The sequence below is a fragment of the Pseudomonas sp. ICMP 3272 genome (genome assembly GCF_001466905.1).
GTDB lineage: Bacteria > Pseudomonadota > Gammaproteobacteria > Pseudomonadales > Pseudomonadaceae > Aquipseudomonas > Aquipseudomonas amygdali.
This window is the reverse complement of the sequence record NZ_LKEK01000040.1, coordinates 86,219-102,451: the sequence shown is the minus strand read 5'-3', so window position 1 is coordinate 102,451 and position 16,233 is coordinate 86,219. Positions and strand designations below refer to the sequence as shown.

General features: G+C 59.2%; 17 protein-coding genes. 9 read left to right on the top strand and 8 right to left on the bottom strand.

Features of this window, described 5'->3' with window-relative positions; translation table 11 throughout:
* The first annotated feature begins 16 nt into the window (after positions 1-16).
* The 5 genes from AO068_RS07550 to mltA all read left to right on the top strand — a co-directional run bounded on the left by AO068_RS07550 (position 17) and on the right by mltA (position 6,253).
* Positions 17-2,299 (top strand): TonB-dependent receptor, encoded by a 2,283-nt coding sequence (locus tag AO068_RS07550; RefSeq protein WP_058408027.1) that lies wholly within the window; start codon positions 17-19, stop codon positions 2,297-2,299.
* Positions 2,300-2,324: 25 nt separating this feature from the next.
* Complete coding sequence (locus tag AO068_RS07545; protein ID WP_058408026.1) at positions 2,325-2,975, top strand: MotA/TolQ/ExbB proton channel family protein; 651 nt, start codon at positions 2,325-2,327, stop codon at positions 2,973-2,975.
* A gap of 63 nt (positions 2,976-3,038) precedes the next feature.
* On the top strand, positions 3,039-4,280 hold the full coding sequence (locus AO068_RS07540; RefSeq protein WP_058408025.1) for a phospholipase D-like domain-containing protein: 1,242 nt from the start codon (positions 3,039-3,041) through the stop codon (positions 4,278-4,280).
* Positions 4,281-4,394: 114 nt separating this feature from the next.
* The gene (locus AO068_RS07535) at positions 4,395-4,880 is read left to right on the top strand and encodes a GNAT family N-acetyltransferase (protein WP_058400526.1); all 486 of its coding nucleotides are present in this window, start codon (positions 4,395-4,397) and stop codon (positions 4,878-4,880) included.
* A 170-nt stretch (positions 4,881-5,050) separates the two neighbouring features.
* The gene (gene mltA / locus AO068_RS07530) at positions 5,051-6,253 is read left to right on the top strand and encodes a murein transglycosylase A (RefSeq protein ID WP_058400527.1); all 1,203 of its coding nucleotides are present in this window, start codon (positions 5,051-5,053) and stop codon (positions 6,251-6,253) included.
* A 69-nt stretch (positions 6,254-6,322) separates the two neighbouring features.
* Here mltA and AO068_RS07525 read toward each other — a convergent pair whose 3' ends face one another.
* Both AO068_RS07525 and AO068_RS07520 read right to left on the bottom strand, forming a co-directional pair.
* Complete coding sequence (locus AO068_RS07525) at positions 6,323-6,784, bottom strand: RES family NAD+ phosphorylase (RefSeq protein WP_058408024.1); 462 nt, start codon at positions 6,782-6,784, stop codon at positions 6,323-6,325.
* Positions 6,781-7,230 (bottom strand): DUF2384 domain-containing protein, encoded by a 450-nt coding sequence (locus AO068_RS07520; protein ID WP_054071259.1) that lies wholly within the window; start codon positions 7,228-7,230, stop codon positions 6,781-6,783. The genes AO068_RS07525 and AO068_RS07520 overlap by 4 nt, the downstream gene beginning before the upstream one ends.
* Before the next feature lie 267 nt (positions 7,231-7,497).
* Here AO068_RS07520 and AO068_RS07515 point away from each other — a divergent pair, with 267 nt between their 5' ends.
* The 3 genes from AO068_RS07515 to aroA all read left to right on the top strand — a co-directional run bounded on the left by AO068_RS07515 (position 7,498) and on the right by aroA (position 10,341).
* Complete coding sequence (locus tag AO068_RS07515; RefSeq protein WP_011167792.1) at positions 7,498-8,502, top strand: response regulator; 1,005 nt, start codon at positions 7,498-7,500, stop codon at positions 8,500-8,502.
* A gap of 3 nt (positions 8,503-8,505) precedes the next feature.
* Positions 8,506-8,988 (top strand): PAS domain-containing protein, encoded by a 483-nt coding sequence (locus tag AO068_RS07510; RefSeq protein WP_002556144.1) that lies wholly within the window; start codon positions 8,506-8,508, stop codon positions 8,986-8,988.
* Positions 8,989-9,084: 96 nt separating this feature from the next.
* The gene (gene aroA / locus AO068_RS07505) at positions 9,085-10,341 is read left to right on the top strand and encodes a 3-phosphoshikimate 1-carboxyvinyltransferase (RefSeq protein ID WP_004663868.1); all 1,257 of its coding nucleotides are present in this window, start codon (positions 9,085-9,087) and stop codon (positions 10,339-10,341) included.
* Between the two features lie 21 nt (positions 10,342-10,362).
* On the opposite strand, the gene AO068_RS07500 is transcribed toward aroA, so the two are convergent.
* Together AO068_RS07500 and AO068_RS07495 are read right to left on the bottom strand one after the other, a co-directional pair.
* Positions 10,363-11,025 (bottom strand): ChrR family anti-sigma-E factor, encoded by a 663-nt coding sequence (locus AO068_RS07500; RefSeq protein WP_058400528.1) that lies wholly within the window; start codon positions 11,023-11,025, stop codon positions 10,363-10,365.
* Between the two features lie 2 nt (positions 11,026-11,027).
* The gene (locus AO068_RS07495; RefSeq protein ID WP_031595881.1) at positions 11,028-11,537 is read right to left on the bottom strand and encodes a sigma-70 family RNA polymerase sigma factor; all 510 of its coding nucleotides are present in this window, start codon (positions 11,535-11,537) and stop codon (positions 11,028-11,030) included.
* A gap of 334 nt (positions 11,538-11,871) precedes the next feature.
* Here AO068_RS07495 and AO068_RS29205 point away from each other — a divergent pair, with 334 nt between their 5' ends.
* Entirely contained in the window at positions 11,872-12,441 is a 570-nt protein-coding gene (locus tag AO068_RS29205; protein WP_161936578.1) for a hypothetical protein, read from the top strand.
* A gap of 33 nt (positions 12,442-12,474) precedes the next feature.
* Here the strand turns inward: AO068_RS29205 and AO068_RS07490 are convergent, their stop codons facing one another.
* The 4 genes from AO068_RS07490 to AO068_RS07475 form a co-directional block, all read right to left on the bottom strand.
* A complete protein-coding gene (locus AO068_RS07490; protein WP_058408045.1) occupies positions 12,475-13,344 on the bottom strand; it encodes an aldose 1-epimerase in 870 nt (289 codons plus the stop codon).
* The gene (locus AO068_RS07485) at positions 13,319-14,302 is read right to left on the bottom strand and encodes an EamA family transporter (protein ID WP_058408023.1); all 984 of its coding nucleotides are present in this window, start codon (positions 14,300-14,302) and stop codon (positions 13,319-13,321) included. Before AO068_RS07485 ends, AO068_RS07490 begins: the two co-directional genes overlap by 26 nt.
* 82 nt (positions 14,303-14,384) lie before the next feature.
* Positions 14,385-15,665, bottom strand: a complete 1,281-nt coding sequence (locus AO068_RS07480) for a TRAP transporter large permease (RefSeq protein WP_058400532.1) — start codon at positions 15,663-15,665, stop codon at positions 14,385-14,387.
* Positions 15,666-16,193 carry a TRAP transporter small permease gene (locus AO068_RS07475; protein WP_058408022.1) on the bottom strand — a complete coding sequence of 176 codons (528 nt, stop codon included), beginning with the start codon at positions 16,191-16,193 and terminating at the stop codon, positions 15,666-15,668. It abuts the gene before it with no gap.
* Positions 16,194-16,233 lie beyond the last annotated feature (40 nt).

The window sequence follows — 16,233 nt, the reverse complement described above, 5'->3', positions numbered from 1 at the left end:
GACAAGGAACAGAGTGATGAAGTTTTCCAGAATTCACCTTGCGTTGGTCGCCGCTGGCATGAGCCACGGCATGGCCATGGCTGATTCGAGTGCCAGTGACGTCGGCACCATTGGCGTACAAGGGAAGGCGACGGTTGGCGGTGGCTACATGGTTCAGGAGGAGAGCATCAAGGCGCGCTCCACGGTAACCAAGGAGGCGCTCGACAAGCAGACCGCAACAGGTAACGCGATCGATAAACTCAAGTACACCCCGGGCCTTAATATCTCCAGTGAAGATGCCACCGGCCTGTCGGGCTTTCGCTTTACCATGCGCGGCCTCAACTCCGATCAGGTCGGCATGTCGGTAGATGGCATGCCGATCAACGACTCCGGCAACTATGCACTGTATTCCAACCTGCTGGGCGACCCGGAAAACATCGATCAGATCTTCGTCACCCAGGGCTCTGCCGAGAGTGACGGCCCGCACATCGGTTCCAGCGGTGGCAACATCGGTATTGTCACCATTCGGCCCACCAAGGAAACCGGCGCATTCGTCAAACAAAGTGCAGGCAGCAATGGCACTTACAAGACCTTTGCGCGGCTCAATACCGGCGAAATCAACGGGCTGAGCAACTGGCTGTCGATGTCCCACACCGAAGGCCAGAAATGGCGCGGCGACGGTGCCGTGCGCGCTGACAAGGTGGAGTGGAACAGCTTCTTCGACATGGGCTCGGGCAATACGGCTAACCTGATCCTCAAGTATCACGAGCAGGACAACAACAGCTACAGCCAGCTCACCAAGAGCCAGTTCCAGCAGAACGGGCGCAAGTTTGACCCTTATCCTTCGACTCCCGCGCGGGGCAGCAACGGCAAATTGTCCAGCTACTACGAGCTGGCGCAAAACCCGTTCCAGACCTTCACCGCCGTGCTCAACACCCAATTCAAACTGGCCGACAATCTGGCACTTTCAGTCATCCCCTATTACTTCTGGGGTAACGGCAGCGGAGTAAACAGTTCTTCCTATGCGCTCAACCGCGGTTCGAACCAGAACGGTGTATTCGACCTGAGCAACTTGCCGACGGCTGCCGCTTATAACGCTGATGGTTCATCGACCACTGGCGTGTATTACCGGCCTTCGCGGACGCAGACCTGGCGTCCGGGGATCACCACCAAGCTCAATTGGGATGTCAACGACGAGCACAGCGTGCAAGTCGGCTACTGGTATGAGCGCGCGCGTCAGTTGCAGACTCAGCCTTTCATTCGCCTGAAGAGCAACGGCAAGCCGGAAAGCATCTGGCCAGACTCGGATTACATGGTCGATGCCAACGGCAATGAGATCCAGGGCCGTGATCGCTATACCGTGACGCCTGCACAAAAAGTATGGGCTCAGGACACCTGGTATTTCGCCCCGGACTGGACGCTGGTCGGCGGCCTGGCCTACATGAATGTCGAGCGTGAAGGCAATAACCACGGCAGCCTTACCGAGCGGCCGGAAAAACGTGACCAGACCTACAACAAACTGCTGCCGAACGTAGGCCTCAAGTATCAGCTGGATGAGCGTGACCAGTTGTTCTACAGCCTGTCGCGCAACATGCGCATACCGCAGAACTACGTCCTTTATGACCCAGGCACTGGTTCCATCAACAGCAAGCCCGAGACCAGCTGGAACCACGAACTGGGCTGGCGCTTTACCGAACAGGACATGACGCTGGCCGCCACCCTGTTCTACATGCAGTTCAAGGACCGTCAGGTGTCATCAAGAGACATCAATGGTGACTTTGCTGACATCAATGCCGGTGCAGTCGATAACAGCGGGCTGGAACTGGAGTGGAGCGGCCTGCTGCCGCACCATTTCAATTACTACACCTCGTACACCTACACCCGTGCCAAACAGAAGGATGACCTGACCGTTTTCAATAACGGTGCCGCCATCGAGCTGCCTACCAGCGGCAAGCAGTTTGCCAACGTGCCGAAGAACATGCTGGCCGCCAACATCGGCTACGACGACGGCAGTTATTACGGGACCTTCGGAGCCAAGCTCACCAGCAAGCTGTATGGCGACCTGACCAACGACGAAAGCATTCCGGGGCGCACCATCTTCAATCTGGGCGCGGGCATCTATCTGCCGGTGGACAAGAAAATCGTCAAGGACGCCACCTTGCGTCTGAACGTCGACAACCTGTTCGACAAGGAGTACCTGGACGGCGTGTACACCACCAAAACCAACGCGGGCACTTACAGCGGTTTCCGCGACGGCGACCCGGCCTACATCGTCGGCGTCGAGCGTACCGTTACCGTTTCTCTTGAAGCCAATTTCTAATCTTCATTGACCAGAGGTCTGTGCCATGGACATGAATCAGCTTCACGACATCACCTTCTATGTGATGTACGCCGCCATCGCGATAGCGATCTTTGTCGCGATCGAACGGGGTATCTACTTTGCTTACGTACGCCGTCAGGCACGGGCGCTGCAAACGGCACTCAGTGCTTCGGTGCACAGTGAAAAGGACCTGCCGGAGGCGCTGATACGCCGGGCCGGTTTGCCGCTGAGCATGGTCCTGCCGGTGCTTGCGCAAAAAAATGCTCAGGGCTCGCGCAGGGATCTGGACGATGTCATCGAAACCCAGTACCTGAGCACTCGCGCGCCGCTGGCCCGCAGCCTCTGGCTGATCGAGACCATCACTACCGCTGCACCTCTGTTGGGGTTGCTGGGCACCATTCTGGGCATCATCGACACGTTCAAGGCGCTGGCCAGTGCCGGGGTGTCCGATCCCGGGCAGATTTCTGCCGGTATCGGCACGGCGCTGTTCGCGACCGGGCTGGGTATTGCCATCGCCTTGTTCTGCGTGGTCTTCCACAACTACTTTCAGGACAGCCTGGAACGCATCAACGATCAACTCAAGATCCTGTTGATCCGCGCTTCCAGCGGCGCACGGGTGCAGGATGAAACCGAGCATTCGGCTGCCCCGGTCCAACCGAAATACCGCACTGCCTGATCAACCTGCCGGCGTGTGCCCTTGGCATGCGCCTTCCTGCCTGCGTCCAGCGATGAGGCCCGCATGTTCTTTAATCTTCCAGGTCGTAGGGTACTTGTACGCTCCCGTGCCGTGATCGTAGCGTTACTGCTGACGAGCTCGTTTGCTCAGGCCGACTTCGCTATTCCAGGTTTCGAGCTGGTACACACCGTTCCGCTCGGAACCGACCTGCAGACACCTGACCTGCGAGCGCCCGGCGAGGTCTGGCGCGAGCTGTTCGATGGTGCCCGCAAGGGTATCGATATCGAGCAGTTCTATGTCGCAGACCAGCCCGGCTCGGTGATGGACAAGGTGCTTGAAAGCCTGACTGCAGCGGGGCAGCGCGGCGTGAAAATCCGTTTTCTGCTGGAGGAAAAAGGCCTGAAAATGTCCGATCCGCAGACCCTTGAACGGTTGCGGGCGATACCCAACCTCACCTTGCGCGTACTGCCATACGCCAAACTCACGGGCAGCGGCATCATTCACGCCAAATTCATCGTCGTGGATGGCCGGCAGGCGTTCATAGGCAGTCAGAATTTCGATTGGCGCTCTCTGGAGCACATCCATGAAACCGGCCTGCGTATTGACGAGCCGAATGTCGTGCGCCAGACGCAGGCGGTGTTCGATCAGGACTGGCTTGCCCAGGCAGCCATCGCCGAAGGCAAGCCGATTCCAGTGCCACACTCGAACAAGAATGCTTTGCCCGCTGGCAACTATCTGGTCGCCAGTCCGCAGCGCTATAACCCGCCCGGGGTACTCGACTCCCAGGCCGAGCTGCCGCGTTTACTGGCGCAAGCCAGCCGCGAGGTTCGCGTCCAGTTACTGGATTACGCGCCCTTGTCCTACGGGCCTGACAAAACCCGGCCTTACTATGCGGTCATCGATAACGCCATCCGTAGCGCCGCCGCTCGTGGCGTTTCGATCAAGCTCATGGTGTCGGACTGGAACACAGGCATACCCGAAGTTGCCTATTTGAAGAGTCTGGCCCTGGTGCCCAACGTGCAGGTGCGCATCGTCACACTGCCCGTAGCCGCCGACGGGTTCATCCCGTATGCACGCGTGATCCATAGCAAGACCATGGACATTGATGATCAGGTCGCATGGGTTGGCACCAGCAACTGGCTCGGCGGTTATCTCGACAACTCGCGCAACCTGGAAGTGGTGATGCACGACAGCACAATGGCCAAGCGCATCGGCGCTCTGCATGAGCAGCTATGGGATGGGCCGTATGCCAAACCAATCGACATCAACCGCGACTATCCGGAACCGCATCCGGGCCGGCCTTGACAGTAAACAGACGGGCAGCCGGAAGGGCAACGCCGGGCGTTAAGCATGGCGGGTTGTATCGACAATCAGAATGCGTCTGGGTCCGGACGGAACAGGTCTGGCGAGGAGTCTGAAATGAGTTTGATCGTTCGTGCGATGGCAGACAGTGACTGGTCTTCGCTGGCTCAGATTTTTGAACAGCCGGTGTTCCGTTGGTGGACGCTTCGGATGCCATACCAGTCAGTCAACGACATAAAAAAACTTGTTGAAGGTCGCAGCGCTTCAGGCCTTTCCCTGGTTGCCGAGCGCGATGGCATCGTTGTCGGGTGCGCCATGCTCTATCGCTTTCAGGGAAGAAGGCAGCACGTAGCTGATTTCTGGATGGGGGTCGCAGACGGTCATCATCGCCAGGGCATTGGCGACGAATTATTGAAAGAACTGACTGCAACCGCCTGTCGATGGATGAATGTAAAACGCCTGGAGCTTACAGTCTTCGTTGATAACGAGCCTGCTATTGCGCTTTATAAAAAGAATGGCTTCGTCATAGAGGGTACACACCGCAAGTTTGCCTATCGGGATGGTGAATACATAGATGCTTTCAGTATGGCGGCAGTCTACTGAGGTTTTCTGAATGGCGTGACAGGAGCTGCCTTCGATAGACCCGCTCTTGATGGCACTATGCCCGGCTCTGCTGATGAATGAAGCTCCCCACTAGGCCCCTCTGCCCGCTTCAGCCACAATGACGCCTTTTACCCTCCAGCCTGCTGTGGGCTGTAAAAGGATTGCTGCTGATGATGCTCTCTTTCAAGCCATGGTTTCGGGGGCTGGCGCTCGCTTTGCCGCTGGCTGCCCTGCTGACCGCGTGTGACAAGTCCGATAAGCCGGTGACGCCGCCTGCGCCGCCGCACACCACTTATAGCCAGGCTGGTTGGGACGCGCTGCCAGCCGTGTCGGACGCCGACTTGCAAGCCGGGTTTGCCTCATGGCGCAGTGCGTGTGTTCGTCTGAAGGCTGATGCCGTGTGGGGACCGACCTGTGCGGCGGCAGGCAGCCTCGTGGCGGCTCCGGATGCGGCGCAGATCCGCACGTTTTTGCAGAGTCAGTTGCAGGTCTACAGCCTGCGCGCTGACGGCGGCAGTGCCGATGGCCTGATCACCGGTTATTACGAGCCTGTCTACCCCGGCAGCCTGACTCAGACCGCCACGGCTAACGTGCCGGTTTACGGTATTCCGGATGATCTGATTGTGGTCAATCTGGACAGCATTTATCCCGAACTCAAGGGCAAGCGATTGCGCGGTCGGCTCGAAGGGCGGGTGCTCAAGCCTTACGACGATGCCGCGACGATCAACGCGCAGGGGTTGAATGCGCCGGTGATTGCCTGGCTGACCGACCCGATGGATGTGCAGTTCCTGCAGATTCAGGGCTCCGGGCGCGTGAGTCTGGAGGATGGCTCGCAGCTGCGTCTGGGCTATGCCGATCAGAACGGCCGCCCGTATCGCGCGATTGGTCGCTGGCTGGTGGAGCAGGGCCAGTTGAAGAAGGAAGACGTGACCATGGGCAGCATCGCTGCCTGGGCCAAAGCGCATCCGGAACGGGTCAGCGAGTTGCTGGCCAGCAACCCCAGCTATGTGTTTTTTGCCCGTAACCCCGACAGCAATGAAGGCCCGCGCGGCTCGCTCAACGTGCCGCTGACACCGGGCTACAGCGTAGCCATCGATCGCAAGGTGATTCCTCTGGGCAGCCTGCTCTGGCTCTCTACCACGCGGCCGGATGGCAGCAGCGTGGTGCGCCCGGTTGCTGCGCAGGACACGGGCGGTGCGATTGCCGGTGAAGTCCGCGCTGATCTGTTCTGGGGCACTGGCGATGAGGCCGGGAAGCTGGCAGGTGACATGAAACAGAAAGGCAATATCTGGTTGCTGTGGCCCAAGGGTATGGCGTTGCCGCAGACAGCAGAAACAACGCCTGCAACGACCACTGCGCCTGCCAGCCACTGACCCGGTCCGCACGCTCGTCCGGCATGTAACTGTGTATTCAACGAGCCGCTTTGCAGTTATCTGGCCCGTTTAACCAAGGCGCGGATCAACCACAAACTCCAGCTCCCTGGCCGTTGCCACAACGGCCAGGAATTCCGGGTGCCGGACGTTGAGCAGGTAGTTGGACTCACGCGGAATGATCACGCTGGGCACGGCCAGTGCCAGGCTTTGACCCGAGGCAAGCCAGTCGTCGCCGAACGAGGCGGTTGCCGGTGGTGCGGGCTCTTCTCGCCAGTCGGGGGGCAGGGTGTCCGGCCGTGCATTGAGGATGTGCTCTTCGCCAATCTGCAGCTCAAGCATCGCGTAATGCCGGGCCACGCCAGCGTTGCCCAGGTGCACCAGCACTTCCAGCAGCGCCAGCGATTCGCTGCCTGCGCAGTACACACAGGCGTTGCCTTTGCTGTTCCAGCGTCCGCCATAGAGCTTGGCGCCTTCACCGTCGAACGCCTGAGCCAGCCATTTGCGCTTTACCAGTCGATAGACTGCAATCACGCCACGACACCGTGTTCCAGCCGACCGATCAGGTCGAGCACTGCCTGCGCCTCGGCTGAGGTAGCGAGCATTTCCAGCGGCCTGCGATTACCCAGCCCATAGACCGGGTTGGCCAGCCACAGGCGGGTCGCTTCGGTATCGTCTTCGAACAGGTCCAGCGCCGCTTTGTAAACCGCTGCCAGGCGGAACAGCCGATCGCTTTCCTCGGCATTGAAGCGGCGCACCTTGAGGCGTCGCTGCAAGGTGGCGGGAGCGATGCCCAAGTGCTCGGCCAGGGTCGAGCGGTTCAGGTCGGTGTAATGCGCCAGACGTTCGAAGACTTCATACGGCAAACCGTCGTGCAGCGCCGAGTACAGCCGCGTGCCACGGGCCGGAATACCCAGATGCTGCCAGAAATCGTCCTGCCGGGGCAGGGCCGGATGGTAGTCGCTTATAGGCAGAGACATGGACACACCTGTCTATCGAGTGATTGCTATTAAATCTATCACTTGATAATAGGCTGGTTTGGATGGTCGCGGTAGTGATTTGCAGCAACAGAAAGCGACTTAAATTACAGAAACTGCAAACATCGCCGACTTAAGGCTATAGGTTTAGTTTGAATGTTGCTGATCGAGCGTTATAGGCTCAGTGTCAGTCGATTTCGATAGTGCTGTCGAACGTATACGTGCTGTCCGCCGTTGTCAGCCTGATTTTTTTGCAGTGAGAACCACACGATGTCCACGCTTGCACTATTGATATGCGATGACTCGAACATGGCGCGAAAGCAACTGTTGCGCGCCCTGCCTGCTGATTGGGATGTATCGGTAACGCTCGCTACCCAGGGGCAGGAAGGTCTTGAGGCCATCCGTAAAGGCCAGGGCCAGGTGGTGCTGCTCGATCTGACCATGCCGGTGATGGACGGTTACCAGACCTTGACGGCGATTCGTGCCGAAAACCTCGACACCAAGGTCATTGTGGTGTCGGGCGACGTGCAGGACGAAGCGGTGCGCCGGGTCATGGAACTGGGCGCGCTGGCGTTTCTGAAAAAACCTGCCGACCCGGACGAACTCAAGAGCACGCTGGAACGCCTGGGCCTGCTGGGCAAGCCGGCGGTGTCACCTGTTGCGCTGCCGGCCCTCAACAATAAGGGCGGGGTGATCAGCTTTCAGGATGCCTTCCGCGAAACCATCAACGTTGCCATGGGCCGCGCTGCGGCGTTGCTGGCCAAGGTGCTGGGGGTGTTCGTGCAGTTGCCGGTGCCCAACGTCAACATGCTTGAGGTCGGCGAGTTGCACATGGCGCTGGCCGATGCCCACGCTGATCAGCGTTTGACGGCGGTGTGTCAGGGCTACATCGGTGGCGGCATTGCAGGTGAAGCGCTGCTGATTTTCCATGACTCGGAAATCTCCGGCATGTCGAAACTGATGGGCGACGATAACTCCGACAGCTCCAACATGGAGATGCTTCTGGACCTGTCCACGATCCTGATCGGTGCCTGCCTGAGCGGTATTGCCGAGCAGATCGACATCGCGTTTTCGCAAGGTCACCCACAGTTGCTGGGCGCGCAGGGTGGCATCGACGAGCTTATCCGCATCAATCAGCAGCGCTGGAAAAAGACCCTGGCGGTTGAAATCAGTTACAGCGTGGAAGGCCACAACATTCATTTCGATCTGTTGATGCTGTTCACCGAAGATTCGGTCGAGCTGCTTACCAAAAAACTCGCCTACATGATGAGCTGACCCATGAGCAACGCTATCGAAATCAACGAGCTTCATTGGTTGCTGGCCGTCACGCAGAACATTGACGTAGGCATTGTGGTGCTGGACCTGAACTACCGGGTGACGGTCTGGAATACCTTCATGGAAAACCGCTCCGGTGTGGTGCCCTATGTGGCCATCGACAAGACCTTCTTCGAGTTGTTTCCGGAGGTTAACCGCCAATGGCTGAGCAAGAAAATCGATAACGTCGTGACCCTTGGCACACCGGCGTTCACCATCTGGGAACAGCGGCCGTATCTGGTGCGCTTCAAGAATTACCAGCCGATCACCGGGCACGAAGAGTTCATGTACCAGAACACCACGCTGTTTCCGCTGCGTTCAACCACCGGGGCGATCAGCCATGTGTGCCTGGTGATCTATGACGTCACCGACGTGGCAGCCAACCGCAATCAATTGCAGGCAGCCAATGACAAGCTGCAGCAACTGTCGGGTGCTGAACAAAAGTAAACGGCTGTCTGGCTCGTCGGGGCAGCAAAACCGCACTGCGGGCTTGATCCCGCTCGTGCTAGGATCGCGATTTTTCCGCTGACGCTCAGGGACATCATGCGACCTCAAGCCACCCTCACTGTTTTGCCTGTCGAGCGCCCGCTGGTCGGGCGCGTCAGCCCGCCGGGCTCCAAGTCGATCACCAACCGCGCATTGTTGCTCGCCGGGCTGGCCAAAGGCACCAGCCGCCTGACCGGCGCGTTGAAGAGTGACGACACCCGCGTGATGTCCGAAGCACTGCGTCTGATGGGTGTGCAGGTCGACGAGCCGGATGACAGCACCTTTGTGGTCACCAGCAGCGGGCACTGGCAGGCACCGCAGCAGGCTCTGTTTCTCGGCAACGCCGGGACCGCAACGCGCTTTCTGACCGCTGCACTTGCCAACTTCGAAGGCGACTTTGTGGTCGACGGCGACGAGTACATGCGCAAGCGCCCGATCGGCCCGCTGGTCGATGCCTTGCAGCGCATGGGTGTGGAAGTCAGTGCGCCCAGCGGCTGCCCGCCGGTGGCGATCAAGGGCAAGGGCGGCCTGGAAGCCGGACGTATTGAAATCGACGGCAATCTGTCCAGCCAGTACGTGTCGGCGTTGCTGATGGCCGGAGCCTGCGGCAAGGGCCCGGTCGAAGTCGCCTTGACCGGCAGCGAGATTGGCGCACGTGGTTACGTCGACCTGACTCTGGCGGCCATGCAGGCCTTCGGTGCCGAGGTTCAGGCCATCGGCGAAACCGCTTGGAAAGTCTCGGCCACTGGTTATCGCGCTACGGACTTCCATATCGAGCCGGATGCATCTGCGGCCACCTACCTGTGGGCCGCGCAAGCACTGACCGAGGGCGATATCGACCTCGGCGTGGCCAGCGACGCATTCACTCAGCCTGATGCCCTGGCCAGTCAGATCATCGCTAGCTTCCCGAACATGCCTGCCGTGATCGACGGTTCGCAAATGCAGGACGCGATTCCGACGCTGGCGGTACTCGCCGCTTTCAACCGTCAGCCAGTGCGCTTTGTCGGCATTGCCAACCTGCGGGTCAAGGAATGTGACCGTATTTCAGCACTGTCCCACGGCCTGTGCGCCATCGCACCGGGCCTTGCGGTAGAAGAGGGTGACGATCTGCTGGTGCACGCCAACCCGGCGCTGGCAGGCACTACGGTAGATGCATTGATAGACACCCACTCCGACCATCGCATCGCCATGTGTTTTGCGCTGGCAGGCTTGAAGATCGCCGGTATCCGCATTCTCGACCCCGATTGCGTCGGCAAGACCTACCCGGGTTACTGGGATGCACTGGCTTCGCTGGGGGTGAGTGTCCAGCGCTGAGAGCAACTATGGAGCCGTTTTTCAGATCCCGAAGAACGGCTGCATCATCCGCGCCAGCAGCCCGTGAAAGCGCAGCCTTGATTCCGTCGCCAGTACGCAGATGCATTCCCGGTCAGGGTAGGCGACGGGCTGATGCTGGATGTGGCTGTCCAGATCGGCTACGTCATTGAGCCCGAACGCTCCCTGTATGTCGTGGTACGCGCCCTTGAGCACCATGGTCATCTCGCCGCTGTCGTGGCTGTGCACCGGCATGCTGACGCCGGGGGCGATTTTCAGCAGCATCAACTTGCCTTGTTCAATACCTTGCGCACGCACTCGTTGCACGCCAGGAACCAGTGTCTTCCATTTCAGTGTGCTCAGCTGTCGACCGAAATGCGCGTGCAGGCAGGCAGGTAGCAAGTCCGGGTCCTGATTGGCTGCCGGCATCGAATACATTGACGGTTCAGCGCCCGTTTGCTGTTCATCGAGACGCGCGAGCATTGCCGACCTGCCCTTGAGTGGCACCACGCTGCTGATGTGCTGCTGCATCAACACACCGCCAATCTCTTCGGCCTGCCTGAGTCGCGCACGGCACTCGGCACAGCGTTCAAGGTGCGCCGCAGTCACCACTGCGAGGACCTGCGACAGCGCTCCCGCTGCATAGCTGACCAGAGTCGCGTCATCCGGATGATGTCGTGGGCTCATCATTATTCCTCTATCCGCGAACGCAATTTTTGAAACGCCAGGCGCAGGCACGATTTCACCGTGCCCAGTGGCATACCAAGGCGTTCGGAAATTTCCCGATGGCTGAGCGCTTCGAAATACGACATGCGCAACACCCGGGCCTGATCGGGAGGCAGGTTCTGAATGGCAATGTTCAGTTGTTGCTCCTGACGCTGGCTATAATCGAGCGTTCGATCTACCGGGGCCTCCAGGCGCTCGAGTTGTTCCAGCGAATTCTGCACCTGCACCCAGCCGCGGTCCTTGCGCACGCTGTCGATGTACAGATTGCGGGCAATGCGAAACAGCCATGTTCCCAGGCTGGCCTTGGTCGGGTCGAAGGAGTCGGCCTTGTGCCACAGCTTGAGCAGCACTTCCTGCACCAATTCTTCAGCCTGCCCCTCCGGCACATTCAGCCCGGTCAGATAACGCAATAAGCGCGGCGCAAAGTAATCGTAGATGCGCATGAAGCTTTCGCGGTCCCTCTGGCGGGCCACGGCGGTGACTTCATCAATCCAAAGTCGGGTTATTGTCGATTCGCTGTGAGGGGGGGACAAGTGACAGAAGATCCTGAGACTGGCAGTAGTGCGCATGATCCACCTTCTGATCACCATTGTCTGGTTTTGGTTCGCAATGCAGAGGTGTTACGCAACGGGATGGGGAGTGGATCACAGGATATGACGAGCGGCGTGGAGGAATTTTACAGGTGCGGCCATGACAATGACCACGGTCCAGTCATGCAGACAGTCGCTGTCATTTCTGCCAGTAGCGCTATGAGCAGCTGGCTGCTTAACCTGTGATCTGGATGCTATCAAGGTCAGGGAGACCATTATGGACACTCACGTTGCACGTGCTTCATCTACGCTGGCCAAGCTGGCCTGTGTACTGCTGGTTATCATTTGTATGGGGCTTCTTTTTGCACCTTGGCGAGCTCAGGCTGAGGCTGTAAATCTGGTTACCTGTAAAGGAACCCATACTACAAACTGGTCGCCAGGATTGACCAACACCAGTCAGACGATTGTTGTATCGACGACGAGCAGTTGGAACCCGTGTGTTTCGCTCTCATTCCCTTTGGCTGCCAGCGCTTCGTCCAGCGAAAGCTTCCAGTCTACGTTTTCCTGCGAGTCGTTGCTGCTACCAACATCCAGCAGAACATGGGTCATTAGCTGGAGCGATGGAGTCACCAGCACTTACAAGTTCAACGCGACGATCAATAATATTGGTACTTTGAACACGACCATTGTTGGTGTCGGGGCAATTGTGGATGGCCGTTATAAAGGCGCCAATGCGACAAGTACATTTTTACTTGGCAATCTTCAGTCAACGTTGAACGACAGCTGCGACACCGCCACCGGCGTTACCCGCGTCAGCGGTCTTTCAACACTGTTGATTACCCCGTAACGAAAGGCATGGAGCATGCACGCATAAAGCCTGCTACAAGGGCTTGTAATGCAGACTGATCGTTAACTCCATCGACTCCCCCTGACGTAATAGGCTCAATCCCGGCCGCCCGGGCAAATGATGTGCGTTGACTGGGTGGCTGACCGGCTCGAAGCAGAAGAAATCCAACCCTGGCGGGCAGAACACCAGAAAGTAGTCGCTGCCGGTAGCCTGGCAGTGCAGTTCATAGCCCAGGTCCGGCTGGCTGATGAGGCTGCCGCCATCCCAACCGGTGAAACCGTTGTCCAGACGTGTGTCGGGTAGCGCGTTGCCGTGTCGGAAATCCCATTCTGCTGGCAGGTCCTGCAAGGCGCTGGGCAAACCGGCTTCGTCGCACAGCCATACCTGCGCAGCCTTGGCCTGCAGGCGTGTGTGGGGCGTGCGCGGCAGGTAAGGGTGCAAGCCCAGCCCGTGCCAGGCGGCACGACTGTCCAGGTGGGTAGTGGTCAGTTCGATGCCCAGCTTGCCGTCTTGCAGGGTGTAGCGCAGTTGCGCGCGGTAGGCGAACGGCGTCTGGCTGTCGAGTTGCAGGCAGACCTGCTCTGCGGTCTGCTCGGTAACACTCCAGACCTGTTGCCAGGCGCTGCCATGAATCGGTAATGGGTCGTTGGCGCTGTTGGGGGCCAGTGCGAGCCAGCCATCCGGGGTGTCGAAACCGCCGTTGCCTATCCGGTTCGACCAGGGCGCCAGCGGGTAGCAGGCCAGTCGGCGAGGTGTACCGGCAGCCAGTGCCTGTTCGTCGCTCGGGCGCAGCAAGGGGTGCCCGCTGGCCAATATGGTCCAGTTGACGATACTGCCGCCGATGTCGGGGGCCAGAGTGAGGCGGGTCAGACCATCTTCAAGGGTCAGTACGTTCGCGGGCATGATGCAAAACCTTCGTGGATGACGGGCCGGATGATTGAGAGGCAGGTGGCGTGGCGCGCCGCCAGGTCAGAAGGACGATACCGCTGACGACGATCAGCCCGCCGATGACCTGGCCGCTGCTGAGCAACTGATCGAGAATCAGCCAGCCGAACAGCAGGCTCGCCACCGGCTCGATGTTCATTACCGGCGCATTGCGGGCGATGTCCAGCCGCGCCATGCAGATGAACAGCAGCGAAAAGCCCAACCCGTACAACACCACCAGACTGGCCAGCGCAGTCCAGCCGATGCGACTTGACGGCAGATCCACGCCACCGGGCAACAGGCCACTGGCACCGGCCAGCGCAGCCGCCGCGAACACCACGACCATGGTCAGCATACTGCGCACCGTGCCGCGCATGCTGGCCAGTTTGTTGTCGGTGATCCACAGCGCAAAGGCGAATACCACCGCTGCGGTAAACGCATAGGCGATACCTTCCAGCCACTGCGGTTCGCTGCTGCCTGGGTTTGAAAGCCGCTGCGGCACATCCAGCGCCAGCGTCAGGCCGAACAGAATCAGTGCCATCAGGCCAGCGGCACGTCGCGTGGGCCTGGCACCGCCGAGTGCCCAGGTCAACAGCGCCAGCAGAATCGGCGAGACGTTGACCACCAGCAATGCCAGCGCCACCGGAATACGGGCCACCGCCGAGTAGATGCAAAAACTCTGAGTCGCGATCAGCAAGCCCAGAAGCAATTGCCAGCGCCAGGTGCTGGCAGGAAGACTGAGCTTTTCACGTTGCCAGAGCACCAGACTGACCAGCACCAGCAGGGTGACGCCGGAGCGGCAAAGAATGGCCAGCAGCAAGCCGGTGTCATGATCGAAAGCGATGCGTGCCGCAATGTGGTTGCCGGCAAACGAGCAGGCCAGCAATGCCAGGATCAGCACGGCAATGTGGCGGGGAAACAGAGCAGGGGCAGACATACGCAACCAGCCTCCTTGGCTGGACAACAGAGGTGCATACCGGAGCGGTTTGAGCGCTCCGGTAGCGTTGCAACGGATGACGTTAGAGCACGACGCTCGGCAGCCACAGCGAGATGGCGGGGATGTAGGTGACCAGCATCAGCACCACAAACAGCGCGACGTAGAACGGCAGCAAAGCTTTCACGGTGGCTTCGATAGTGACTTTGCCCACCGCGGCACCGACGAACAGCACCGCACCCACCGGCGGTGTTATGAGCCCGATCCCCAGATTGACCAGCATGATCATGCCGAAATGCACTGGGTCAACGCCGACACCGACGATGACCGGCAACAGGATCGGAGTCAGGATCAGAATCAGCGGAGCCATGTCCATCACGGTGCCCAGCAGCAGCAACATGACGTTGATGCACATCAGGATCACGTAGCGGTTGTCCGACAGGGTCAGGAACGCCGTGGTGATCTTCATCGGGATTTCCATCAGCGTCAGGATGTAACCGAAGCTGGCGGCAAAACCGATCAGAATCATCACGATGGAAATGGTTCGTGCAGCCCGGTGCATCAGTTTGGGCAGATCGCGCCATTTGTAGTCGCGGTAGATGAACATGGTGACGAAGAATGACCAGAGCACAGCAATGGCAGCCGACTCGGTGGCGGTGAAGATCCCCGACAGAATGCCGCCGAGAATGATGACCATGGCCATCATGCCCCAGAGCGCTTCACCGGCAATTTTCAGTGCCTGGCGCAGCGGAATCACTTCACCCTTGGGGTAATTGCGCTTGCGCGCGAAGATCATGCACAGGCCCATCATCACTGCGCTGAGCAACAGCCCAGGCATGATCCCGGCCATGAACAGCGAAGCAATCGATACCGTGCCGCCCGCCGCCAGGGAATAGAGCACCGAGTTATGACTGGGTGGCGTCAGCAGGGCCTGAACCGAACCGCTGACGGTCACTGCCGTCGAGAAGTCCCGAGGATAGCCGTTGCGTTCCATTTCCGGGATCAGCACCGAGCCTACCGACGCGGTATCGGCCACCGAAGAGCCCGAAATCGCGCCGAAGAAGGTCGAGGCCACAATGTTGACCAGCGATAGCCCGCCGCGCACGAAACCCACCAGCACAGCGGCAAAGGCGACCAGCCGTCGGGACATGCCGCCTTCGGCCATGATTGCCCCGGCCAGCACGAAGAATGGAATCGCCAACAGCGAAAACTTGTTCACGCCGCCCGCAATCTGGATCATCAGCGCATCGGCCGGAATATCGATCCACCAGGCGCCTATCAGGGCCGAAAGCCCCAGCGCATAGGCGACAGGCATGCCGATGAGGATCAATGCGATGAAGCTGCCCAGCAGTATAAAAGCGTCCATTTATGCGGCACCTTCGCTTTCTTCAATGACATCGAAGCGCATCACCGCGCGATGACTCTGGTCGCCCAGAAACAGTCTTTCCAACACGAAAATCAGGGTTACGATGCCGCCAATGGGGATTGGCAGATAGGAGATGCCAACGCGCAGAAACGGCAGCTCGCCGACAAACTGATTCCACGTGGTGGCGCACAGCTTGAAACCCTTGAAGATCATGAACAGGGCCACGATCGCCATCAGGATCTGCACGAGCACTGAAGCGCTGCGGCGTACCTGTTGCGGCATACGGTCCACGGCCATAGAAACGGCCATGTGCGCACCGGCGCGATAGCTGGCTGCGGCTCCGAAGAAGGTAAATACCACCATCAGCAGAATGGCCGTGGGTTCCGGCCAACTGGAGCCGCTGCCGAGTATGTAACGGGCAAAGATGCCCCAGGGGATGATCAGGGTCATGATCAGCACGGACAGACCGGCAATGCCGATGCAGACCCGATAGATCGTGTCGTTGATGCGCAATAGCGTATTTTTCATGGGCTCACCACTGCGGCGGCGAACGAGCTTTCCCTCATTC